Origin of the sequence: Streptomyces sp. NPDC102462, from assembly GCF_044765425.1 — a bacterium.
In the GTDB taxonomy this organism is placed as follows: domain Bacteria; phylum Actinomycetota; class Actinomycetes; order Streptomycetales; family Streptomycetaceae; genus Streptomyces.
This window is the reverse complement of sequence record NZ_JBIWKB010000005.1, coordinates 85779-107682: the sequence shown is the minus strand read 5'-3', so window position 1 is coordinate 107682 and position 21904 is coordinate 85779. Positions and strand designations below refer to the sequence as shown.

Sequence of the window (21904 nt, the reverse complement as noted above, 5' to 3'; positions counted from 1 at the left end):
CGCGGCAGGCCGGTTCGCGGCGCGCGCGACGTGCACGGGATATGAAACGCGTCACGTCCCGACGCGGGGTCGCATCGGGACGTGTGGGTGAGCGGGTTCGGCCGTACGGTCAGGTGGCGTCCGCGTCGAAGGGCGGGCGGTCGTCCTTGCCGGGCGGCTCGGGCTTCTTGGTCATGTCGACCCGGCCGCCGGACCCACCGGAAGAGGACGAGGACGACGGGGAGGCCGAAGGCGGTGCCTCGCTCTCCCGGCCGTGGACCGCGTCGGTGACCTCGGCCATCTCCTTCTTCAGGTCGAAGCCGTTGCGGATCTCCTTCAGACCGAGGTCGTCGTTCTCCATCTGTTTGCGGATGAACGTCTTGGGGTTGAGGTCCTCGAACTCGAAGTCCTTGAACTCCGGGCCCAGTTCCTTGCGGATGTCCTGCTTGGCGCTCTCCGAGAACTCCCGCACCTTGCGGATCGTCCGCATCACGTCCTGAATGACTTTGGGGAGCTTGTCCGGACCGAAGACGAGCACGGCGAGCACAACGATCGTCACCAGCTCTAGCGGTCCTATGTCATTGAACACCTGAAGCTCCTTGCGATGTCCTCAGTCCTCGGCCCTCGGTTGTCCGTTGTGTTTCCGTGGTCCGGGCCGGGTCCACGGTACCCGGCGGACCTGTCCGACCGGTACTGTCCCGAGGTGAGGTTTCTGTCAGTTGTGGCCTGAGGAACCGAGCACCAACGAAACGTGTTTCTCCGTGCCGTCGCGTTCGACGGTGAGGTCCAGACGGTCGCCGGGGCGGTGGGCGCGGGTCTTGACGATCAGCTCGTCGCCGGAGTGGACGCGTTGTCCGTCGACCTCGGTGATGATGTCGCCGGACCTGAGCCCGGCCAGGTCCCCGGGGCCGCCCGTGGTGACGGCGGGGCCGCCGTCACCGCCCTTGGTGCCGATGCGGGCGCCGTCGCCGGTGTAGGCCATGTCGAGGGTGATGCCGATCACCGGGTGGGTCGCCCGGCCGTCGTTGATCAGTTCCTCGGCGACGCGTCTGGCCTGGTTGACCGGTATGGCGAAGCCGAGGCCGATGGAGCCGGACTGACCGCCCTGGGTGTCGGAGCCGCTGTCGGCCGAACGGATGGCGGAGTTGATGCCGACGACCCTGGCCTGTGCGTCGAGGAGCGGGCCGCCGGAGTTGCCCGGGTTGATGGGCGCGTCGGTCTGCAGCGCGTCGACGTACGACACGTCGCTGCCGTCCCCGCTCTCGCCGCCCGCCGTGATGGGCCGCTCCTTGGCACTGATGATGCCGGAGGTGACGGTGTTGGAGAGGTCGAAGGGGGCGCCGATGGCGACGACGGGGTCGCCGACCCGGACGTTGTCGGAGTTGCCGAGGGGCAGCGGCTTGAGTCCGTGTACGCCCTTGACCCGGACGACGGCCAGGTCGTAGCCGCTGTCCCGGCCGACGACCTGGGCCTTCGCGGTCTCGCCGCCGCTGAACGTCACCGTTATGTCGCCGCTCGGCCCGGCGGGCTCGACGACGTGGTTGTTGGTCAGGATGTGGCCGCGCGTGTCCAGGACGAAGCCGGTGCCGGTGCCCTGTTCGCTGCTGCCGGCCACATGCAGCGTGACGACGCTGGGCAGGGCACGTGCGGCGATCCCGGCCACGCTGTCCGCGGGCCGGCCGGTGGGCTCCTTGCCCGCCTGGGGCAGATGGACGTCCGACACTCCGCCGTTGCGCTCCAGGTACACCCCTACGATGCCGCCGACGCCCCCGGAGACCAGGGCCAGCACCAGGGCACCCCCGACGAGCGCCTTGCGCACCCGTCGACGCCGCTGCCCCACGGTGGGAACGGCGGCACCGTTCTGCTGAAGCGGAGCGGGGGCCCAGGGGTCGTACCGCTGCCAGGGACCGGACTGCGGAACCGCACCGGACACGGGGTAAGCCCCGAGCTGCGGACCCGCGCCCGGCGCGGGGAAGAGCGCCGGGTCCGCCTGTGGCACCGCGCCCGGCGCGGAGTGAAGCGTCGAGTCCGGCTGCGGCGCCATGCCCGGCAGGGGGTAGAGCGTCGCGTCCGACTGCGACGCACCGTCCCCCGAAGCCGGAAACGCCCCACTGCGAGCGTGCGCCGAGCCATCCGGAATCGCCGTGCCATGGCCGGGCACCGGAACCGAAGGGGGAATCGTCCCACCGTGGCCGGGCGGCGAGACCGGGGCGGCGGGAATCGTCCCGCTGTGACCGGGCGGCGGGGCTGGGGTCGCCGTGCCGTGACCGGGTGCCGGAGCGGAGGCGGGAATCGTCACACCCGGAGCGGGGGGCGGGCCGGCCGGGATCGGCATGCCGTCAGCGGGCAGCGGGCCAGGAGGCGTGGTGCCGTGGGCGGGCGGCGGAGCCGGGAGCATCGTGCCGTGGGTGGGTGTCGTCGCCGGGTGCTGGACCGGCGGGGCCGGTGCCCAGGGGCCGGGCTCCCCGTACGGTGGCGTGCTGTACGGATCAGGGTCGTGCAGGGGCTTGCCCCGCCCACCGGACTCCCCGGCCCCGGCACCGACGGCGTTCACCTCGCCGCCCACGGCCTCAACACCCGAACCGGCGCCGGCAGCCACGCCCGCGCCACCGGCACCCGTGCCACCGGCGCCCGAACCGGAACCGATGCCCGCGCCCGCGCCACCGGTGCCCTCGGCACCCGCACCGGAAACGGCGCCCTCAGCCCCGTTGTCCCTGTCGGGCGTGGTGGTCGGGTGGGCCAACTCGAAGTCGCCGTCGCTCGTGGTCGATGTGTCCTCCACGGCCTCCCCCGGCAGAACCGGCTTCCCCTCGTTCATGTTCTCCCCACAGCTGGCCATGGCCGGGCGTTCCGGCGGCTGACCGCGCATCGTCGACCCCGTGCCCGAAAAGGTGCCGCGGGCGCGGCCTCACAGGATTCAACCAGGTTCGCGGGCAGCCGCGCAGGAGCCGTTCAGCGAGCGGTCCGTGCGGAGGAGGACGGCGACGGGGAGGGAGTGGGGGTCGAGTCGGGGACGGGTGCGGCGAGCACACCGGGCGGGGTCAGCCCGGGGGCGGTGGACCACGAGATCAGCGAGATCGGCGGGGTCGCACCGAACGGACGTATCAACGGCGAAACGGCGGCCGCACCGGCTTCCATCGGTGTGGTCAGCATGGGCGCGAGGGTCTGCCCGGTGGCGGGGGTCTGCGCCCCGGGCTGCAGCGGCGCGGAGACCGAGGTCGACGCGACCGGGGTCTCGCCCAGCAGCGTGCCCTGCATGAGCAGCGGCCCGACCGGGCGGCGGCGCTGGGCCTCGGACGTGGTGGCCGCTCCCGTGCCCGCCGTGCGCGTCGGCGTCACGCTGCCGACACCACCACGGGCGTCCGCCGCGGTGTCGCGGGGAATGCCGGTGGTGACGCCGCCCAGCGCGACCGCGGCCAGCGACACCGCCCCTGCGGCGACGAACGCGAACCGCATTCCGCGCGAGGCATGCCGGTCCGTGGTGTCCGGGCGGCCGACGGGGTGGATGCGGAAGCCGCGGTCCGCGTGCGAACCCGGGGAGTGCGGGCGCGCGGGGACGTAGCCGAACTCGAACCGGTCCTCGCGCCCGACCCCGAAGACGCCGGGCGTGGAGCCGCCGGGCAGCCCGCCCTCCAGCGGCGAGCCGCCGTCCGGACCGCCGCCGGGCAGCCCTTGGAGGCGCGCGAGGAAGCTCTCGGAGGGCGGCGGGGGCGCCGACTCCGCGAAGACGTTCTTCAGCTGCCGCTGGGCGTCCGCCTCCGCCTTGCACCTGGCGCAGGTCGCCAGGTGGGCCAGGACCCGCTCACGCGCGTCATGACCGAGCTCTCCGTCCACCAGGGCGGAGAGCCGGTCTCCCAGATGCTCTTCTGCGAGGTGCCCCTGCGCAGGTTTCGGCCGTGATCCACTCACGCGGTCGCGCCCCCTCCCCCCAGTGCGGGAACGCGGGGCACGAAGGAGCGGCGCTCGGCGGCCCGTGCCTCCGGCGAGCGGTGCGCGAGGGCCTTGCGCAGCTGCGAGCGGCCACGGTGGATACGGGAGCGGACCGTGCCGAGCTTCACGCCGAGGGTCGCGGCGATCTCCTCGTACGACAGTCCTTCGATGTCGCACAGGACGACCGCGGCGCGGAACTCGGGCGCGAGGGTGTCGAGGGCCTGCTGTACGTCCGCGTCGAAGTGCGCGTCGTTGAAGATCTGCTGGGGCGTGGGCTCGCGGCTGGGCAGCCGCTCGGCCGCGTCCTCTCCGAGCGCGTCGAAGCGGATGCGCTGCTTGCGCCGCACCATGTCCAGGAAGAGGTTCGTGGTGATGCGGTGCAGCCAGCCCTCGAACGTGCCGGGGGTGTAGGTCGACAGGGAACGGAAGACGCGGACGAAGACCTCCTGGGTGAGGTCCTCGGCGTCGTGCTGATTGCCGGTGAGACGGTAGGCCAGGCGGTAGACCCGGCCGCTGTGCGTGCTGACGATCTCCTCCCACGTGGGCGGAGTCCACGCCTGCCCGTCCGCGTCGGTGGCGAAGGTCGCGGTCTGGGTTCCGCCTGCGGCGGTACCGGTGGCGTGGCTGTGGTCAGCGGTGTCGTTCACGGATTTCGGCCTGCCCGCCGACCCGAGGAAGCGCCGCAGCACTCCTCCCCGGTCCTCGGGCGCAGCCGCACCTCCCCTGTCGGCTCTGGTGGTGTCCAGTGGAGCCCCTACCATAGCCACCTCGCCCGTTAGCTCCGGATAAGCGGTTTTACGAGAATTTGATCTGGGCTGACACGGCTCATGCGGCTGCGTCAGCACTTGCTCGTCATCCTGGTCCACCTCATACCCCCCGCCGGTCCCCCACTACTCGCTCATCCCCTTAAACGCGCGGTCCCATCTGCGGGTTCCCGGGCCCAGCGGATACAGTCACGCCCAGGCAACCACGGGGACAGGAGAGGGTCATTACCGGCAACCGGCAGACGAGCTGGGCGTTCGCCGACGCCTTTGTCGCCGAGGACGACGCGCTGCGCTGGGCCCGCGACCGGGCCCGCGAGGCAGGGCTGCGCTCGGTGACGCCCAGCACGGGCGCCGCGCTGCGGATGCTCGCCGCCACCGTGGACGCCAAGGCGGTGGCGGAGATCGGCACCGGCTGCGGGGTGTCCGGCATGCACCTGCTGCACGGCATGCGGCCGGACGGCGTGCTGACCACCGTCGACCCGGAGCCCGAGCACCAGCAGTTCGCCCGGCAGGCGTTCCGGGCCTGCGGCTTCGCCAGCAACCGGGCCCGCTTCATCCCGGGCCGCGCGCTGGATGTGCTGCCGCGGCTCGCGGACGCGGGGTACGACCTCGTCTTCTGCGACGGCGACCGGCTGGAATACCTCGACTATCTAGCTGAATCGTTGCGCCTGCTACGGCCCGGTGGCCTGGTCGTCTTCGAGGGCGTCTTCGCCAACGGCCGCACCGTGGACTCGGGCCCGCAGCCCACCGAGGTGCTGCGGCTGCGGGAGCTGCTGCGCACGGTGCGGGAGAGTCCGGAGCTGATGCCGTCGCTGCTGCCGGTGGGCGACGGGTTGCTGTGCGCCGTCAAGCGGTAACCGGGGCGGCGCCGGCCTTGGCGGTGGGGACCGTCCCCTTGCAGGTGCGGCGGTGTCGTGGCTGGTCGCGCAGTTCCCCGCGCCCCTGACGGGGCACAGGGTCGGCGGGCATGTGCGGGAACGTCGTGGGGTTTCGCGCAGTTCCCCGCGCCCCTGACGGGGCACAGGGCGGTGGGCGTGTGCGGGAGCGTCGTGGGTTCTCGCGGAGTTCCCCCGCGCCCCTGATGGGGGGTGCCTCGCACGTCGGCAATGTGTAATGCGGCTGCCCCGGCACCGTGTGGTGCCGGGGCAGTCGAAAGGTCATGGTCGCCAGCGCCTCAGACGACGACCTTCTTCAGGGCGTCGCCAAGCGCCTCGGCCTCGTCAGGGGTCAGCTCGACGACGAGCCGACCGCCGCCTTCGAGCGGAACGCGCATGACGATGCCCCGCCCCTCCTTGGTCACCTCGAGCGGGCCATCGCCCGTCCGCGGCTTCATGGCCGCCATGCTCGTTCCCCTTCCTGAAACCAGCTCATCGTCTGCCGACGTCCCCTGAAGGGGCACGCGCGGTCCGTGCGAGGCCCGCGGCACCGGCATCGAACACATTGCTTCCAAGCCATTATCCCGCATCTCAGGACCCGATGACCAACATCGGTCGGCATCGCTTGGGCAACGCGCGCGAGCAAAACCACTCAATTCGGCGATGTGGCTGCGATACTTCGCCGCGGCACCAACGTCCCCCGGCCGGATCCCGGCAGAAATTCTTTGACGCAGGTCACACGCCGGGTACGGCACCCGGGCGGAGATCTCCGCCATGCTGTCCCCAGACAATGACGTACCGAGCGGTACGTCAGGGCCGCGACATCGGAGGGGATGCCCCATGGCCGACACCGTGCTCTACGAGGTGAGCGACGGACTCGCGACGATCACACTCAACCGCCCCGAGGCGATGAACGCGCTGGACGTCGCGACCAAGGTCGGCCTCCGGGACGCGGCGCGGACCGCGGCCGACGACGCCGCCGTACGGGCCGTGCTGCTGACCGCGGCCGGGGACCGGGCGTTCTGCGTGGGCCAGGACCTCAAGGAGCACATCGGGCTGCTGGCCGCCGACCGGGAGGCCGGGACGGGGCAGACGATGACCACGGTGCGGGAGCACTACAACCCGATCGTGCGGGCGCTGGCCGGCGCGCCCAAGCCGGTCGTCGCCGCCGTGAACGGGGTCGCGGCCGGGGCCGGGCTCGGCTTCGCGCTCGCGGCGGACTACCGGGTGGTGGCCGAGACGGCGTCCTTCAACACGTCGTTCGCGGGGGTCGCGCTGACCGCCGACTCCGGGATCTCCTGGACGCTGCCCCGGGTCGTCGGCCCCGGCCGCGCCGCCGACCTGCTGCTCTTCCCGCGCAGCATCACGGCGGCGGAGGCGTACGAGCTGGGAATCGCGAACCGGGTGGTGGCCGGGGACCGGCTGCGGGCCGAGGCCGAGCGGGTCGCCCGTGCGCTGGCCGAGGGGCCGACTGTCGCGTACGCGGCGATCAAGGAGGCGGTGGCTTATGGGCTCACCCACTCCCTCGACGAGACGCTGGACAAGGAGGACGAGCTGCAGACCCGGGCGGGTCGGTCCGAGGACCATGCCATCGCCGTGCGGGCGTTCGTGAACAAGGAGAAGCCTCGGTATCTGGGCCGGTAGCTCCGCTGGTTTGGCCGGGTTTCAGTGCCGGGTGGTTGTGGCTGGCCTCGGGGTGCTGGCGATGCCGTAAGCGACTTTCCCTGGTCTTCCTGGCGCGCCGCGGGGCCTGCCAGGTTGTGTCGTCGGGCGGGTGCGGGTGGGGTGTGGCTGGGCGCGCCGTTCCCCGCGCCCCTTCAGGGCGCTATCGACGCCGCAAGCCACTTCGCCTGGTCTTCCTGGCGCGCCGCGGGACCTGCCAGGTTGTGTCGTCGGGCGGGTGCGGGTGGGGTGTGGCTGGGCGCGCCGTTCCCCGCGCCCCTTCAGGGCGCTATCGACGCCGCAAGCCACTTCGCCTGGTCTTCCTGGCGCGCCGCGGGACCTGCCAGGTTGTGTCGTCGGGCGGGTGCGGGTGGGGTGTGGCTGGGCGCGCCGTTCCCCGCGCCCCTTCAGGGCGCTATCGACGCCGTATTTCAGGGGCTGGGGCGGGTGGTGCAGGTTTCTAGGTGGTCGTTTACCAGGCCGCAGGCCTGCATCAGGGCGTATGCCGTCGTGGGGCCGATGAAGCGCAGGCCGCGTTTCTTCAGGTCCTTCGACAGGGCCGTCGACTCCGGGGTGACCGGGGGGACGTCGGCGAGGGTCTTCGGGATCGGGCGGGCGGTCGCGTCCGGGGCGTACGACCAGATCAGGGCGTCCAGCTCGCCCGGGGCCCAGTCGGCGAGCACGCGCGCGTTGGCGAGGGTCGCGTCGATCTTGGCGCGGTTGCGGATGATGCCGGGGTCGGCGAGGAGGCGTTCACGGTCCTCGTCGGTGAAGGCCGCGACCTTCTGGATCCTGAAGTCGGCGAAGGCGGCCCGGAAGCCCGGGCGGCGGCGCAGGATGGTGATCCAGGACAGGCCGGACTGGAACGCCTCCAGGCTGAGCCGCTCGTACAGGGCGTCGTCGCCGTGGACCGGGCGGCCCCACTCCTCGTCGTGGTACGTCACGTAGTCCTCGGTGGACAGGGCCCAGGGGCAGCGCAGCGCGCCGTCGGGGCCCGCCAGGACGGTGCCGTCGGTCACTGCTGGTCCTCCGGATGTGCGGGCTTGTCCAGCCGGACGTGCGCGGCGGCCTGGGCGCCGGCCAGGGCGGACTCCAGGTCGGCGATGCGGGCGTCCCGCTCCGCGAGTTCGGCGGCGACGCGGCTGAGGGCGTCGTCCACGTCCGCCATGCGGTAGCCGCGGGCGGACAGCGGGAAGCGCAGCCGCTCCACGTCCGCGCGGCCCACCGGACGGTCCGGCGGCAGCGGGTCGTGCAGCCGCTCCGGCGCCGCCTCCGGCAGCGGGCCGCTCTCGCCGCCGCCCACCACGGCGAGCGTCACCGCGGCGACCACCACGGCGAGCGCGACGACCAGGAACAAGAACATAACCATCGCCGGCTCCCCACGTCGGTGTGCTCGGTGCACCCGATGTGCTCGGTGTCGAAAGTGTCAGGGTCCGATCGTGCCATGCGAGTCTGACAGTTAGGGTCACAGGCGGCTGTGCAGCGGGATGTACCGGGGATGGATGAGAAGAGGTCACAGGGGATGCTCAGGCTGGGCAGGCGGGAATTCGGGCCGCACGAACCGGTGATCATGGCGATCGTGAACCGGACCCCGGACTCCTTCTACGACCAGGGGGCCACGTTCGGTGACGAGCCGGCGCTCGCGCGTGTGGAGCAGGCGGTGGCCGAGGGCGCGGCGATCATCGACGTCGGCGGGGTCAAGGCCGGGCCCGGGCAGGAGGTCACCGCGGAGGAGGAGGCGCGGCGCACCGTGGGGTTCGTGGCGGAGGTGCGGCGCCGGTATCCGGACGTGGTCATCAGTGTGGACACCTGGCGGGCCGACGTCGGCGAGGCCGTGTGCGAGGCCGGGGCGGACCTGCTGAACGACGCGTGGGGCGGGGTGGATCCGCGACTCGCGGAGGTCGCCGCGCGGTACGGGGTGGGGCTGGTGTGCACGCACGCCGGCGGGGCGCGGCCCCGGACCCGGCCGCACCGGGTGGTGTACGACGATGTCATGGCCGACATCCTGCGGGTGACCGTGGGGCTGGCCGAGCGTGCGGTGGGGCTGGGGGTGCCCCGGGAGTCGGTGCTGATCGATCCGGGACACGACTTCGGCAAGAACACCCGGCACAGCCTGGAGGCGACGCGGCGGCTGGACGAGATGGTGGCCACCGGGTGGCCGGTGCTGGTGTCGCTGTCCAACAAGGACTTCGTCGGGGAGACGCTGGACCGGCCGGTGAAGGAACGGGTGCTCGGTACGTTGGCGACGACCGCGGTGTCCGCGTGGCTGGGTGCGCAGGTGTACCGGGTGCACGAGGTGGCCGAGACCCGGCAGGTACTGGACATGGTGGCGTCCATCGCGGGCCACCGCCCACCCGCAGTGGCCCGGAGGGGCCTGGCCTGACCGCACCGCCGGTGACCGTCGCGGGCGTCGCCGGCCCGCTCCGGCAGGCGCGCCGGTCCCACGGCAAGGTGAACGGGCCGCTCGGACAGGCGGAGCAGCCCCCGGTCCGGCAGACGGGATCGCAGCCGAACGGCTCGGGCTCCGGGTGACCCGGGGGAATGGGCCCCGGGTCACCCGGAGCCCATTCCCGTCACCGCGCCCCCCGGCCGACGCCCGGCATCGCCCACCACCCGCACCGCCACGACCGGCGCCCCGCCGAAAGCCCCGACCGCCCCGCAGGGCATGGCCGGCGGCCGAGCGTGACATCCCCCACGGCATGCCTCTCGACCGCGCACAGCACCCCGCCATGCAGGATCAGCGGCCGGGCACGGCACCCCGCCAGGCGTGGCCGAGGGCCAGGCATCAGGCCCCGCAGGCCTGACCGCCACAGACGACGCCCCGGCAGGGTGGCGGTCAGCCGACCGCGACGTCACAGGCCCACACAACACCCCGCCCATCGCAGCTCACCGCCACACACGACGCTCCTCCCGGTGCGGTTCTCCGCCAGGTGGAGGCTTCGCGGCGGGTCAGCGGGCTGCTTCCTTGGAGACCAGGGCTACCGCTTCCTCCACGTCGTCCGTGACGTGGAACAGGAGCAGGTCCTTCTCCGCTGCCTTGCCCTGGGCCACCAGGGTGTTCTCCAGCCAGGAGACCAGGCCGCCCCAGTACGCGCTGCCGAACAGGACGATGGGGAAGCGGGTGACCTTCTGGGTCTGGACGAGGGTCAGCGCCTCGAAGAGTTCGTCGAGGGTGCCGAGGCCGCCGGGCAGGACGACGAAGCCCTGGGCGTACTTGACGAACATCATCTTGCGGACGAAGAAGTAGCGGAAGTTCAGGCCGATGTCGACGTAGGGGTTCAGCCCCTGCTCGAAGGGCAGTTCGATGCCGAGGCCCACCGAGATGCCGCCCGCCTCGCAGGCGCCCTTGTTGGCGGCTTCCATGGCGCCCGGGCCGCCGCCCGTGATCACCGACCAGCCCGCCTGCACCAGCCCCCGGCCGAGCCGCACCCCGGCGTCGTACTCGGACGACTCGACCGCCGTACGCGCCGAGCCGAACACGCTGATGGCGGGTGGCAGTTCGGCCAGGGTGCCGAAGCCCTCGATGAACTCGGACTGGATCCGCAGCACCCGCCAGGGGTCGGTGTGCACCCAGTCCGAGGGCCCGCCCGCGTCGAGCAGGCGCTGGTCCGTGGTGCTCGCCGTGACCTGGCCGCGGCGGCGGAGGACCGGCCCGAGGCGCTGCTCCTCCGGCGGCTGCTTGGTGCCCTCCGGGTTCCCAGTGGCCATGTGCGCTCCCTCTGATTGCGGTCTTTCCACCTCAGCGTAGATCGGCGCGGGTTACACGCGGGGGACCTGCGCATGTCCGCCGTCGAGCGCCGCGCCCTCGCCCCGGCCGCCCGGCCCGGCCATTGCCTCCGGCCACGCCGTCGGTCATGCCGTCAGCCACGCCCGCAGACGGACCTCCGCCGCCAGAATCTTCCCGGTTTCCACCCGTTCGTCCCTTTTGTGCGCCAAGTGCGGATTGCCGGGTCCGTAGTTGACCGCGGGGATGCCGAGCGCCGAGAACCGCGACACGTCCGTCCAGCCGTACTTGGGCCGCGGCTCGCCGCCCACCGCCTCGATGAAGGCCGCCGCCGCGGGGTGGGACAGCCCCGGAAGGGCTCCCCCGCTGTGGTCGTCGACGACGAACTCCGCCACGCCGCAGTCCGCGAAGACCTCACGGACGTGCGCAAGCGCCTCCTCCTCCGTGCGGTCGGGCGCGTAGCGGAAGTTCACGGTGACGACGCACTCGTCGGGGATGACGTTGCCCGCCACGCCGCCGCCGATGCCCACCGCGTTCAGGCCCTCGCGGTATTCCAGGCCGTCGATCACCGGGCGGCGCGGCTCGTAGGACGCGAGCCGGGCCAGGATCGGGGCCGCCGCGTGGATCGCGTTGGCGCCCATCCAGCCGCGCGCCGAGTGGGCCCGCTCGCCCGCCGTCCTGAGCAGCACGCGCAGGGTGCCCTGGCAGCCGCCCTCGACCTCGCCGTCGGAGGGCTCCAGCAGCACCGCGAAGTCGCCCCGCAGCCACTCCGGGTGGGCCTCCGCCACGTGCTTGAGGCCGTTGAGGTCGGCCTGGACCTCCTCGTTGTCGTAGAAGACGAACGTCAGGTCCCGGTTGGGGGCCGGAACGGTGGCCGCGATGCGCAACTGCACGGCGACGCCCGACTTCATGTCGCAGGTGCCGCAGCCCCACAGGACGCCGTCGGCGTCGAGCCGGGAGGGCACGTTGCCCGCGATCGGGACCGTGTCGATGTGGCCGGCCAGGATCACCCGCTCCGGGCGGCCCAGGTCCGTCCGGGCGACCACGTTGTTGCCGTACCGGTCCACCGTCAGGTGCGGCAGGGCGCGCAGGGCGGTCTCGATCGCGTCCGCGAGCGGCTTCTCCGTGCCGCTCTCCGAGGGGAGGTCGACGAGTTCCGCGGTGAGCGCGGCAGCGTCCAGCGTGAGGTCAAGCGAGGTGTCGGCCATGATGTCGACCCTAACGCGCCGCCGCGCGCGGGATGTCGCGCACGGGCGCGCCGCACCCGGCACCGGGGCCCCGGTGGCCTCCAGTACCTTGTACGCGTGCCAGAGCCGACCCCTCCTTCCCCCAAGCGTCGTGGCCGCCTCTTCCGCTTCGGCGCGGCCCTTGTCGTCCTGTGCGCGCTCGCGGGCTATCTCGTCGTGCAGTACGTCACCGGCGGTACGCGGACCCCGGCCTGCAAGGTGGTCGCGACCGGGAACGACCGTACGTCGTACCGGTTCACGCCCGAGCAGGCGGTGAACGCGGCGACGATCACCGCCGTCGGCACGGGGCGCGGCGTGTCCGAGCGGGCCGTGGCCATCGCGCTGGCGACCGCACTCCAGGAGTCCGGGCTGCGCAACCTGGAGCACGGCGACCGGGACTCGCTCGGGCTGTTCCAGCAGCGTCCCTCGCAGGGCTGGGGCACCGACAAACAGATCATGGACCCGTCCTACGCGGCGGGCATGTTCTACGACCACCTGGTCAAGGTGCGCGACTACGAACGGCTCCCGCTCACCGTGGCCGCACAGCGCGTGCAGCGCAGCGGCTACCCGGAGGCGTACGCCAAGCACGAGCCGGACGCCACGCTGCTGGCCGCGGCCCTGACCGGGCGGTCGGCGGCCACGCTGACCTGCCAGGGGCGCCCCCCGGCCGGCGTGGCGGCGGCGGCCCGGGCCACGGGTGCCGAGGCGGTACGGGCGGCGCTGGTACGGGACTTCGGCCCGCGGGACACCCTGGAGGAGGCCGGCGCGGAGGTGGGCGGCTCGAAGCGGCCGGCGCCGGCGCCGACGGTGACCGCCCGAGCGAAGGGCCGGACGGTGACCGTGCCGGTGCCGGAGGGCGCCAGGACCGACGCGGCGGGCCGTACCGCGCTGGAGCGTGGCTGGCAGCTCGCGCACTGGGCGGTGGCCAACTCCTCGGCCCTGCACATCCAGCGGGTGTCGTACGCCGGGCGCGAGTGGTCCGCCGGGAGCACGGACAGCCGGTGGCGTCCGGTCGCCCCGCAGGGCGCCGCGGGCGCGGAGCGGGCCGCGGGGTCCGTGCGGATCGTGACCGGGCAGTAGTACAGCGGCTCACTCTCAGGGGTTATACGGCGCGGCTCGAAGTGGACGGCGCGCAGGTGGCCGCGCCGTCACCTCCGAGATCGGGAAAACCCTTGGGAATGCAGGGATGCAGGGGTTCTGGGGGCGCTTCCATGGAGCGCCCTTTGCCCGTTTTTATCCACACCCGATAATGCGATGCGTCGTCAATTCTTTACCTGGGGCCGCCGCAACCTTCGCGGGCTTCGAGCGGTAGTCACTGCGTCCGCGCCCGGACGATCAACAGCGGTCGGTCAACTTCCGGGTGCGGTCGGATACTTCACAGTTCTCCCGTCGAATGGAGCATCATGTCCCTCCCTCTGACCCGCCGGATCGCCCGTACCGCGCTGCTCGTCGCAGCGGGAGCGGCAGCCGGGGTCGGTGTGGCCGGCTCCGCCAGCGCTGCGCCGAGCCTCCCGGCCACCCCGAACCTCGGCGGGTTGACCGCCCTGGACGGGGCGAGCGTCGGCAACACCGTCGACGGCGCGGCCCGGCACGTCACCGGGGTCGCCGGTGACACGGGCGGCAAGGCCGTCGAGAAGGCGGTGCCGGCCGCGGGCAAGACCGGTGGCAAGGCCGTGAAGAAGGCGGCGGGCGACGCGGCCGGCACCGCCAGGGGCGTCCTCGGCGAGACGGCCCGGTCGGCCACCAAGGGCGGGCTGCCGACGGACGGCCTGACCAAGGGTGGGCTGCCGACGTCCCAGCTGCCGACCTCCCAGCTGCCGGTGCAGGGGCTGCCGCTGGGCGGCTGAGGCCGACGGTGGCCCGGGCCACCGAGACCTAGCGGTGACGGGGTCCAGGACGCCTCCTGGGCCCCGTCACCGTGTACCGGACCGTGCGCCGCGTCACTCCGGCAGCGGTGCCGGTGCGACCGCCGTGCCACTCCGACCCCGTGCCGGTGGGACCGCCGTGTCAGTCGGACCGCCGTGCCACTCCGATCGTCGTGTCAGTTGGACAGTCGGTGTGCCGCCGTCGTGATGCGTTCGTCTGTGGCCGTCAGTGCGACGCGTACGAACGTCTCGCCCGCCGCGCCGTAGAAGTCGCCCGGCGCGACCAGGATGCCCCGGTCGGCGAGGTGGGCGACCGTGGCCCAGCAGGACTCGTCGCGGGTGGCCCACAGATACAGGCTCGCCTCGCTGTGCTCGATGCGGAAGCCGTGGGCGAGCAGCGCCTCGCGCAGCACCGTGCGGCGGGCCGCGTAGCGTTCGCGCTGCTCGCGGACGTGCGTGTCGTCGCCCAGGGCAGCCACCACCGCCGCCTGCGTCGGCGCGGAGGTCATCATGCCGCCGTGCTTGCGGATCTCCAGCAGGGGGCCGAGGACGGCCGGGTCACCGGCCAGGAAGGCGGCTCGGTAGCCGGCCAGGTTGGAGCGCTTGGACAGGGAGTGGACGGCGACGATCCCGTCGTACGAGCCTCCGTTGACGTCCGGGTGGAGCACCGAGACCGGGTCGGCCTCCCAGCCCAGTTCGAGGTAGCACTCGTCGGAGAAGACCAGGATGCCGTGCGCGCGGGCCCAGGCCACGATCCGGGTCAGCTCCTCCTTGGCCAGCACCCGGCCCGTCGGGTTCGACGGGGAGTTCAGCCACAGCAGCCTGAGGTTCGCGGGGTCCAGGTCCGTGGGGTCGTCGTAGACGATGTGGTCGGCGCGGGCCAGGCGGGCGCCCACCTCGTACGTCGGGTAGGCGAGGCGTGGCAGGGCCACCGTGTCGCCGGGGCCGAGGCCCAGCTGGGTGGGGAGCCAGGCGACCAGTTCCTTGGAGCCGACGACGGGCAGGACGTGGCGGTGGGTGACATCGCGGGCACCGAGCCGGCGCGCCACCCAGCCGGTGATCGCGTCACGGAGTTCGGGGGTGCCCCAGACGGTCGGGTAGCCCGGCGAGTCGGCCGCGCCGATCAGCGCCTTCTGGATCAGCTCGGGGACCGGGTCGACCGGGGTGCCGACGGACAGGTCGACGATGCCGTCGGGATGCGCGGCGGCCGTCTTCTTGTACGGCTCCAGCTTGTCCCAGGGAAAGTCGGGAAGGCGGTCGGAGACTGCGGACACGATGCGGTGGCTCACTTTCGTCGGTACGGCAAACGCCTCGGTCCCGCGCGGCGGCGCCTGGGGCGACCGGGCCGTGCGGGACCGAGGCGACGCCGGGCCCCCGGTCGCCGGGACCGGGGTGGCGGGCCGTCGTGCGGGTTACTCGGCCTGCGGCGGCAGCGCGGCGATGAAGGGGTGGTCGCGCTCGATCAGACCCAGCTTGCTGGCGCCGCCGGGAGAGCCCAGTTCGTCGAAGAACTCGACGTTGGCCTTGTAGTAGTCCTTCCACTCCTCCGGAGTGTCGTCCTCGTAGAAGATCGCCTCGACCGGGCAGACCGGCTCACAGGCACCACAGTCGACGCATTCGTCCGGGTGGATGTACAAGGACCGCTGGCCCTCGTAGATGCAGTCGACCGGGCACTCCTCGATGCACGCCTTGTCCTTGACGTCGACACAAGGCTGCGCGATGACGTAGGTCACGCTGTCGTTCCTCCTCGATAGGGCGCTGGCGGGCCTCCTCAGGCTCCGCCGCCTGGCGCGCGGGAGCGCGGCGTCGTCGATGCCCGCACCTAGTATCTCCGTTCTTGGGCATGATCCGAACAGGAGGGGTGAACTGACCTGTGGAAATCTCTGCCGCTGGACGACTCGAGGTCCGTATCACCGCTGCTGACGTGGGTAAACGGGTCTCCGTACGGCGCCTTTGCGATCCCGGAAGTCCCACGCCGAAGTTCACCGACACGGTGGGTGTTCTCACATCCTGGGACGACGGTGTGCTGCTGATCACACGGAAGGACGGGCAGAGCGTCCGGATCCCGGAATCCGCGCTGGTCGCGGGCAAGACGGTGCCCGCCGCCCCGGCGCGTCGCCGGGGTCCCGCCGCCACCTACGAAGAACTCGCACGGGTGTCCGCGCGGGCCTGGCAGCCGGTGGAGAGCGAACGGCTCGGCGCGTGGGAACTGCGCGCCGCCGGCGGATTCACGAGGCGGGCCAACAGCGCGCTGCCGCTCGGCGACCCGGGGCTTCCGCTCGACGCGGCACTGCGGGCCGTACGACGCTGGTACGGCGAGCGCGGGCTGCCCGCGTACGTGCAGACCGCGACCGGTGCCGCGGGCACGCAGGAACTGCTGTGCGCGGAGCTGGAACGGCGCGGCTGGCGGCGCGAGGTGACCGCCGAACTGTGGACCGGGGCGCTCGCACCGGTCGCGGACCGGGCCGAGGGCGGCGAGGTCGTGCTGTCCCGGACCGCGGACGCGACATGGCTGACCAGATACCAGCGCAAGGGGGTGAGCGAGGTGGCCCTGCGGGTGCTGGGCAGCGGGCCGTCGGTGTGGTTCGCGACCGTGCCCGGTGCGGACGACAGCGCCCCTGCCGCGATCGGCCGGTGCGTCGTGGACGGGCGGTGGGCCGGGTTCGCCGCCGTCGAGGTGGACCCGGAGCAGCGCCGGCGGGGGCTGGCCACGGCCGTGATGGCCGCGCTGGCCCGGCGGGCCCTCGACGAGGGCGCCTCCGCCGCCTGGCTCCAGGTCGAGGCGGACAACACGGGGGCGCGGGCGCTGTACGCCCGTCTCGGCTTCGCCGCGCACCACGCCTACCACCACTACCGGGAGCCGGACGACACCGGCGACGCCGGCCCGCGGAGCGGACCGTCGTGACCGGGCACGGGCCCGCCGGGCGTCCCCCGTATCCCCCGTCCGCGGAGCGCTCCGCGGAGGTGCGAGGCCGGTTCGCCGCGGAGGCCCGCTCCGAGCGGCCCGACCTGGCGCTGCTGTGTCTGCTGCTCGGCGCGGCGGCGGACGGGGAGCTGGACGAGGCGGGCCTGGACGCCGCGCAGCTGGAACTCGACCGGCTCGCGGGGCAGCTGCCGTACCGTCCGGGCGGGCCGCCGGCCTGGGCCGCGGCGCTGCACCAGCTGCTCGGGGTGCGGCACGGGTTCCACGGCTCCCGGGCCGACTACCGGCGGCTGGAGTCCTCGCTCCTGCACGCGGTGCTGCGGCGGCGGCGCGGGCTGCCGATCCTGCTGTCGGTGATCTGGATGGAGGTGGCCCGGCGGGCGGGGGCGCACGTGTACGGGGTGGCGCTGCCCGGTCACTTCGTGGTGGGGTTCGGCACGGCCGGGGAACAGGTGCTGGCGGATCCGTTCGACGGCGGCCGTGTGCTCACCGGGACGGACGCGGAGTTGCTGGTCGCCGGGGCGACGGGGGCTCCGCTGGAGCCGTCCATGCTGGTGCCCGCGGCGCCGCTCGATGTCGTCGTGCGGATCCTGAACAACATCCGGGCGTGGGCGGCGGCGCGGCCTGAGCGGTCGGATGTGGCGCTGTGGGCCGTGGAGCTGTCCCTGCTGCTGCCGTCGCATCCGGCGCGGTTGCGTTATGAGCGGGCGCAACTGCTTGTTCAGCGGGGGGAGTTCGTCGCCGGGGCGGCGGAGCTTGATGCGTATGCGGAGGTGTTGGGGGCGGCGGACGAGTCGGGGGCGCGGCGGGTGCGGCGGCAGGCCAATGCGGCGCGGGCGCTGTTGAATTAGGGCGCCGTTCTTGTTCGGGCGGGCGTCGAGTGCGGGTGCGTTGTGGCCGGTCGCGCCGTTCCCCGCGCCCCTCACGGGGCCACAGCCGTGCGTCGTCGGGTGCGGGTGCGCTGTGGCTGGTCGCGCCGTTCCCCGCGCCCCTCACGGGGCCACAGCCGTGCGTCGTCGGGTGCGGGTGCGCTGTGGCTGGTCGCGCCGTTCCCCGCGCCCCTTACGGGGCCGCAGGTGTCCGTCGTCGGGTGCGGGGGCGCTGTTGCCCGTGCCCCTTACGGGGGCGCGCGCTGATGGGTTTGGCCCGGCCTGGGGTTGTCCCAGGGCGGGCCTCGCGCGCCCGGACGGGCGAGTCGGCGTCAGTTCGGGTTGGTGTCGATGATTCCGACGCGCTCGGCCGGTGTCTTGCCGCGCAGGGCCTTGCGCAGCGCGGCGACGACGTCCTGCGGCTGGACGGCACGCTTCCCGGTCGCGGTCACGATCTGTACGCCGTCGTACGTGCTGCCGTACGCCTGCTTCAGGGCCTCAAGGTCGTACGTCTCGACGAGCTTGCCGTCGACGGCCTTGACGCCGAGGATCTTCGGCAGGGACAGGGGGCCGAACGGGATGCTGTGCGCCGGGTCGGTCTGCACCTGGACGATGTCGGACATCGCGGGTTCGGCGAACGTCTTCATCATCCGGTCGACCTCGGCGTTGGAGATCGCCGGCTGCTGGGTCGTGGTGGGCACGGTCACCGTGGAGGCCGTGCCGGTCTCCACCAGGGTGCGGTAGGCCCGCTCGACGGCCTGCACGGACCGGCCGGCGTCGACGCCCTTGCCCGCCTTGCCGTAGACGGCGACGGCCTTGCCCGACTCGAACTTGATCGTGCCCTCGGTGACCGATCCGGACGCGCCGCCGGCCTCCTTCAGGGCGGCCTGAAGCTTCTCCTCGTCGACCGGCATGTCCGGTTCGACCTCGCGCTTCTGGCCGAACAGGGAGCCGACCACGGACACCGGGTTGTAGTCGCTGCGCGCGGCCTGGCTCACCGTGGTCTGGAAGTCGAACTGGAGGCCCGCCTTGTCGGGTGCCAGCGAGACGGTCTTGCCGTCCACCGACAGCTTCAGCGGCTTGCCGACCCGGCTGCCGAACGCGTCGTCGAGCTTCTTGACGGCGTCGTCGCGGGTGCCGCCGCCGATGTCGACGCCGAGCACGGTGGTGCCCTTGGGGACGTCGGAGTGGTTCATCAGCAGCCCGGCGCCGTAGACGCCGGCGCCGAGGAAGACGACGACACCGCCGAGCAGCACCAGTTTGCTGCGGCCCTTCTTCTTCGGCTTGGCCTCCGGCACGTTCTGCGCGACCGGTTCGGGCAGCTTCGGGGCGGTGTGCGGCACCGGCCCTTCGGCGGGCCGGCCCGGCGCGAACGCGGCGTCGGGGCCGGGCGGTACGACCGGGATGCCGCTGGTGAGGGTGTGTCCGGAGACGTTGTCGGGCGGGACGCCGTAACCGGGATCGGCCGGTTCCGGGACCTGCTTCTGCGGGGTGAGGATCGCGGTGTCGTCGCTCAGTCCGCCGCCGGGTCCGTGGTGCGCGGCGGGCCCCTGGTGCGTGCCGGGTCCGCCCGGCCCGGGGTGGCCGCCGGGGTTCGGGCCGTCGAAGGGCTCGCCCGCGGCCAGTCCGTGGTCGCCGCGGACGGCCGGGCCGGCGGGCGGCGCCATCGGCCCGTCCCCGGTGACCGGTCCGCTGGTGGGTCCCGCGGGTCCGCCGCGGCCGGGCAGGCCCCCGGGGCCGCCGGGTCCGCCCTGGCCGCCGTGGCCGTGGGCGCCGCCCTGGCCGCCCGCACCGGGCCCGTTGCCGCCGTGCCCGTTCTCCGAGAAGTACGGCAGGTCGTCGCGGCGCGCGTCGCCCGCGCCGTCCGGGCCGAGCCGTCGGCCGCCGCCCAGGGGGCCCGCGGCAAGCGCCTCGGTCACGTCGAAGGAGCCGGTGCCGCCGCCGTGTCCGGGGGCGACGGGACCGCCGGTGGCGCCGGGCAGCCCGCCGCCGTTGGTGCCGCCACCGCCCGGCCTGGCCCCGCCGGACACGCTCATCGCGCCGACGATCCCGCCGGGCCGTCCGCCACCGGGCCGCGCGGCGCCGGGTGCGCCCGGGGCCGCCGCGCCGCCGGCCGCCGAAGCGCCGGGCGCCGGGGCCGCGTTGCCGTCGGCGCCGCCCGGACCGCCCTTGGCCGGGCCGGACTTGCGGGGGGCGAACCAGTCGCTCGTCTTCTCCTTCTCGGCGGCCGGGGCCGCGGGTTCGGCCGGGGCCTGGCCCTGGCCGGTGGCCGGCTGGGCGGGAGCGGGCCGCGCGTCGGCGCTCTCGTCGGGACTCTCCGCGTCCGCGACGGGCGTGCGCACGACGACCGGCGGGATGGGCCGCGATCCGGGGATGTTGATCCGGATCCGGGTCGTCAGCGTGGTCTCGGTCTTACGCTCCTCCGGCTGGGCGGCCGAACGACCCGCGCCCGCGTCGCCGTCGGCTGCCATGGGGGTCCCGTACGGCGGCGTCCCCGACGGGTATGCGGCTCCGCCGCGCCCGTTGGGCCCGGAGGACGGAGTGTCAGTTTCACGACTCAAGGCAGGTTCTCCCGGTTGGCTCCGCCGCCCATGACGACCTCAGTGTGGGGGGTCCCCCCGGCACGAGCGGAGTCGAGTGCTTGGGGGAGGCTCGGCGGCGCGCACCACCATACTGTCCGCTTAGGGCGTGTATCCCATGACCACTGGGGAAATCCACACCGGACTCGCACGTGCGTCGTACGGCGAAGTGGTACGTCACTTGCCAAGTCGGACGGCGCCCCCGTTCGGTTGCCGTCCCGGCCCAAGGGTGGCGCAGATCACAGCGACGGCCATCCCGCCGAGCAGGTAGAGATACGAGCCGATTCCGGCGCCGAACAGAAAGTCACCTTCCGGGCGGCTCGCGGTGAGCAGCATGACGGCGACGACCCAGCCGCCGGCGGGCGCGACCGCACCGGCGCGGGAGCCGAGGGCGCGGGCCCCGCCGAGGAACAGTCCGGCCGCGCCCGCCAGCGCGAGCAGCAGCCCGCCGGGGAACCAGCCGCTCTGCACCAGCGCCCCGGCCAGCGCCACCACGGCGCCGAGCAGGAACAGCCCGGCGCAGGCCGCGATCCGCCCGGCGGAGGGCCGGTGCAGCGGCTGGGCGAGCACCGGTCCGCGGCGTTCTGGGACCGCCCCGCTCATGACGCCTCCTCGGGGGTGAGCCCGGCGAACAGGTCGCTCTCGCGGGCGTCCGGCCGCGGGCCCCGCACCAACTCGTAGTACTCCGTGGTGAACAGCGGCTGCGCGCGTTCGTTGGACAGCGCGAACCAGGGTTCGGCGACCTCGATCTGGGTGGCGTGGGCGCGCATCGCGGCGGCCTTGGCCGCGGCGTACGCGGTGCCGTCGACCGCGGTGGTGATCCGGTCGTCGTCCACCACTCCCGGCAGGTCCTCGACACAGCCGCCCTGGGCGAAGGGGAGGCCGGGCAGCTCGTCCCGGAGCCGGGCGAAGGCGGCCTCGGCGACGGAGCGCGGGATGCGGTTGACGTAGACCTTGGGGACGCTCCAGCCGGTGCCGGCGGCCAGTTCGACGGCGCGCAGGGCGACGCGGTGGGCCTGGATGTGGTCCGGGTGTCCGTATCCGCCGTTGTCGTCGTAGGTGACGAGGACCTGGGGCCGCACCTCGCGGAGGATGCGGGCGAGCCGGCCGGCGGCCTCGTCGAGGTCGGCCTGCCAGAAGCAGTCGGGGTCGTCGTTGTCGGGCAGGCCCATCATCCCGGAGTCGCCGTAGCGGCCGGCGCCGCCGAGCAGCCGGACGTCGGTGACGCCCAGCTCGCCGAGGGCGGCCCGCAGCTCGGTCAGCCGGTGCGCGCCGAGTGCGGCTCCGGTCAGCTGCCGCAGCCGCGGCGGAATGACCTCACCGCGCTCCCCCAGGGTGCAGGTGACCAGCGTCACCTGCGCTCCCTGGGCGGCGTACCGGGCCATGGTCGCGCCGTTGTTGATCGACTCGTCGTCCGGGTGCGCGTGCACCAGCAGCAGACGGCGGGATGGCTGTTCCGTCATGGACCCCACCCTACGCAGCCGCGCCGGCGGTGCCGGGCGGACGGT

Annotated in this window: 21 protein-coding genes; 7 read left to right on the top strand and 14 right to left on the bottom strand. The window is 73.3% G+C overall.

Going from position 1 to position 21904, the window contains the following annotated elements:
* Positions 1 to 109: 109 nt before the first annotated feature.
* The 4 genes from ACIRFL_RS06505 to sigE form a co-directional block, all read right to left on the bottom strand.
* Positions 110 to 568 carry a sec-independent translocase gene (locus tag ACIRFL_RS06505; protein ID WP_404024579.1) on the bottom strand — a complete coding sequence of 153 codons (459 nt, stop codon included), beginning with the start codon at positions 566 to 568 and terminating at the stop codon, positions 110 to 112.
* Positions 569 to 694: 126 nt separating this feature from the next.
* Positions 695 to 2377, bottom strand: a complete 1683-nt coding sequence (locus ACIRFL_RS06500; RefSeq protein WP_404024848.1) for a trypsin-like peptidase domain-containing protein — start codon at positions 2375 to 2377, stop codon at positions 695 to 697.
* Between the two features lie 554 nt (positions 2378 to 2931).
* Positions 2932 to 3888, bottom strand: a complete 957-nt coding sequence (locus tag ACIRFL_RS06495) for an anti-sigma factor family protein (protein WP_404024576.1) — start codon at positions 3886 to 3888, stop codon at positions 2932 to 2934.
* On the bottom strand, positions 3885 to 4598 hold the full coding sequence (sigE, locus tag ACIRFL_RS06490) for an RNA polymerase sigma factor SigE (RefSeq protein ID WP_388703696.1): 714 nt from the start codon (positions 4596 to 4598) through the stop codon (positions 3885 to 3887). The genes ACIRFL_RS06495 and sigE overlap by 4 nt, the downstream gene beginning before the upstream one ends.
* Positions 4599 to 4831: 233 nt before the next feature.
* Here sigE and ACIRFL_RS06485 point away from each other — a divergent pair, with 233 nt between their 5' ends.
* Positions 4832 to 5530 carry an O-methyltransferase gene (locus tag ACIRFL_RS06485; RefSeq protein ID WP_404024846.1) on the top strand — a complete coding sequence of 233 codons (699 nt, stop codon included), beginning with the start codon at positions 4832 to 4834 and terminating at the stop codon, positions 5528 to 5530.
* A 317-nt stretch (positions 5531 to 5847) separates the two neighbouring features.
* On the opposite strand, the gene ACIRFL_RS06480 is transcribed toward ACIRFL_RS06485, so the two are convergent.
* Positions 5848 to 6015, bottom strand: a complete 168-nt coding sequence (locus ACIRFL_RS06480) for a DUF3117 domain-containing protein (protein WP_018544333.1) — start codon at positions 6013 to 6015, stop codon at positions 5848 to 5850.
* Positions 6016 to 6388: 373 nt separating this feature from the next.
* Here ACIRFL_RS06480 and ACIRFL_RS06475 point away from each other — a divergent pair, with 373 nt between their 5' ends.
* A complete protein-coding gene (locus ACIRFL_RS06475) occupies positions 6389 to 7192 on the top strand; it encodes an enoyl-CoA hydratase/isomerase family protein (RefSeq protein ID WP_404024573.1) in 804 nt (267 codons plus the stop codon).
* A gap of 449 nt (positions 7193 to 7641) precedes the next feature.
* Here the strand turns inward: ACIRFL_RS06475 and ACIRFL_RS06470 are convergent, their stop codons facing one another.
* Together ACIRFL_RS06470 and ACIRFL_RS06465 are read right to left on the bottom strand one after the other, a co-directional pair.
* Positions 7642 to 8229: a DNA-3-methyladenine glycosylase I gene (locus tag ACIRFL_RS06470; RefSeq protein WP_404024570.1), complete on the bottom strand. Its 588-nt coding sequence runs from the start codon at positions 8227 to 8229 to the stop codon at positions 7642 to 7644.
* Positions 8226 to 8579 carry a DivIVA domain-containing protein gene (locus ACIRFL_RS06465; RefSeq protein WP_404024568.1) on the bottom strand — a complete coding sequence of 118 codons (354 nt, stop codon included), beginning with the start codon at positions 8577 to 8579 and terminating at the stop codon, positions 8226 to 8228. Before ACIRFL_RS06465 ends, ACIRFL_RS06470 begins: the two co-directional genes overlap by 4 nt.
* Positions 8580 to 8732: 153 nt before the next feature.
* Here ACIRFL_RS06465 and folP point away from each other — a divergent pair, with 153 nt between their 5' ends.
* Positions 8733 to 9593 (top strand): dihydropteroate synthase, encoded by an 861-nt coding sequence (folP, locus tag ACIRFL_RS06460; protein ID WP_404024844.1) that lies wholly within the window; start codon positions 8733 to 8735, stop codon positions 9591 to 9593.
* Between the two features lie 566 nt (positions 9594 to 10159).
* On the opposite strand, the gene ACIRFL_RS06455 is transcribed toward folP, so the two are convergent.
* Complete coding sequence (locus tag ACIRFL_RS06455; RefSeq protein WP_404024566.1) at positions 10160 to 10918, bottom strand: TIGR00730 family Rossman fold protein; 759 nt, start codon at positions 10916 to 10918, stop codon at positions 10160 to 10162.
* A gap of 144 nt (positions 10919 to 11062) precedes the next feature.
* The gene (dapE, locus tag ACIRFL_RS06450; RefSeq protein ID WP_404024563.1) at positions 11063 to 12142 is read right to left on the bottom strand and encodes a succinyl-diaminopimelate desuccinylase; all 1080 of its coding nucleotides are present in this window, start codon (positions 12140 to 12142) and stop codon (positions 11063 to 11065) included.
* Positions 12143 to 12238: 96 nt separating this feature from the next.
* Between dapE and ACIRFL_RS06445 the strand changes: the two genes are divergently transcribed.
* Both ACIRFL_RS06445 and ACIRFL_RS06440 read left to right on the top strand, forming a co-directional pair.
* On the top strand, positions 12239 to 13240 hold the full coding sequence (locus ACIRFL_RS06445; RefSeq protein ID WP_404024561.1) for a heavy metal transporter: 1002 nt from the start codon (positions 12239 to 12241) through the stop codon (positions 13238 to 13240).
* Between the two features lie 323 nt (positions 13241 to 13563).
* Positions 13564 to 14007 carry an ATP-binding protein gene (locus tag ACIRFL_RS06440; RefSeq protein WP_404024559.1) on the top strand — a complete coding sequence of 148 codons (444 nt, stop codon included), beginning with the start codon at positions 13564 to 13566 and terminating at the stop codon, positions 14005 to 14007.
* Positions 14008 to 14201: 194 nt separating this feature from the next.
* Here the strand turns inward: ACIRFL_RS06440 and ACIRFL_RS06435 are convergent, their stop codons facing one another.
* Both ACIRFL_RS06435 and fdxA read right to left on the bottom strand, forming a co-directional pair.
* Positions 14202 to 15299, bottom strand: a complete 1098-nt coding sequence (locus ACIRFL_RS06435; protein ID WP_404024556.1) for a bifunctional succinyldiaminopimelate transaminase/glutamate-prephenate aminotransferase — start codon at positions 15297 to 15299, stop codon at positions 14202 to 14204.
* Positions 15300 to 15437: 138 nt separating this feature from the next.
* Entirely contained in the window at positions 15438 to 15758 is a 321-nt protein-coding gene (gene fdxA, locus ACIRFL_RS06430; RefSeq protein WP_030929316.1) for a ferredoxin, read from the bottom strand.
* Between the two features lie 140 nt (positions 15759 to 15898).
* Here fdxA and ACIRFL_RS06425 point away from each other — a divergent pair, with 140 nt between their 5' ends.
* Both ACIRFL_RS06425 and ACIRFL_RS06420 read left to right on the top strand, forming a co-directional pair.
* Complete coding sequence (locus ACIRFL_RS06425) at positions 15899 to 16930, top strand: GNAT family N-acetyltransferase (RefSeq protein ID WP_404024553.1); 1032 nt, start codon at positions 15899 to 15901, stop codon at positions 16928 to 16930.
* The gene (locus ACIRFL_RS06420) at positions 16927 to 17799 is read left to right on the top strand and encodes a tetratricopeptide repeat protein (protein WP_404024551.1); all 873 of its coding nucleotides are present in this window, start codon (positions 16927 to 16929) and stop codon (positions 17797 to 17799) included. Before ACIRFL_RS06425 ends, ACIRFL_RS06420 begins: the two co-directional genes overlap by 4 nt.
* Before the next feature lie 350 nt (positions 17800 to 18149).
* Here the strand turns inward: ACIRFL_RS06420 and ACIRFL_RS06415 are convergent, their stop codons facing one another.
* The 3 genes from ACIRFL_RS06415 to mshB all read right to left on the bottom strand — a co-directional run bounded on the left by ACIRFL_RS06415 (position 18150) and on the right by mshB (position 21859).
* Positions 18150 to 20378, bottom strand: a complete 2229-nt coding sequence (locus tag ACIRFL_RS06415) for a hypothetical protein (RefSeq protein ID WP_404024549.1) — start codon at positions 20376 to 20378, stop codon at positions 18150 to 18152.
* Positions 20379 to 20573: 195 nt separating this feature from the next.
* A complete protein-coding gene (locus ACIRFL_RS06410) occupies positions 20574 to 20999 on the bottom strand; it encodes a DUF6113 family protein (protein WP_404024547.1) in 426 nt (141 codons plus the stop codon).
* Positions 20996 to 21859, bottom strand: a complete 864-nt coding sequence (gene mshB, locus ACIRFL_RS06405; RefSeq protein WP_404024544.1) for an N-acetyl-1-D-myo-inositol-2-amino-2-deoxy-alpha-D-glucopyranoside deacetylase — start codon at positions 21857 to 21859, stop codon at positions 20996 to 20998. The genes ACIRFL_RS06410 and mshB overlap by 4 nt, the downstream gene beginning before the upstream one ends.
* Positions 21860 to 21904 lie beyond the last annotated feature (45 nt).

Bases quoted from the DNA above. Each gene is read 5' to 3' on its own strand.
- ACIRFL_RS06500 (WP_404024848.1), bottom strand. From the start codon at position 2,377: ATGCTCCCGGCTCCGCCGCCCGCCCACGGCACCACGCCTCCTGGCCCG.
- ACIRFL_RS06480 (WP_018544333.1), bottom strand. From the start codon at position 6,015: ATGGCGGCCATGAAGCCGCGGACGGGCGATGGCCCGCTCGAGGTGACC.
- ACIRFL_RS06475 (WP_404024573.1), top strand. From the start codon at position 6,389: ATGGCCGACACCGTGCTCTACGAGGTGAGCGACGGACTCGCGACGATC.
- ACIRFL_RS06465 (WP_404024568.1), bottom strand. From the start codon at position 8,579: ATGGTTATGTTCTTGTTCCTGGTCGTCGCGCTCGCCGTGGTGGTCGCC.
- folP (WP_404024844.1), top strand. From the start codon at position 8,733: ATGCTCAGGCTGGGCAGGCGGGAATTCGGGCCGCACGAACCGGTGATC.
- ACIRFL_RS06455 (WP_404024566.1), bottom strand. From the start codon at position 10,918: ATGGCCACTGGGAACCCGGAGGGCACCAAGCAGCCGCCGGAGGAGCAG.
- dapE (WP_404024563.1), bottom strand. From the start codon at position 12,142: ATGGCCGACACCTCGCTTGACCTCACGCTGGACGCTGCCGCGCTCACC.
- ACIRFL_RS06440 (WP_404024559.1), top strand. From the start codon at position 13,564: ATGTCCCTCCCTCTGACCCGCCGGATCGCCCGTACCGCGCTGCTCGTC.
- ACIRFL_RS06410 (WP_404024547.1), bottom strand. From the start codon at position 20,999: ATGAGCGGGGCGGTCCCAGAACGCCGCGGACCGGTGCTCGCCCAGCCG.
- mshB (WP_404024544.1), bottom strand. From the start codon at position 21,859: ATGACGGAACAGCCATCCCGCCGTCTGCTGCTGGTGCACGCGCACCCG.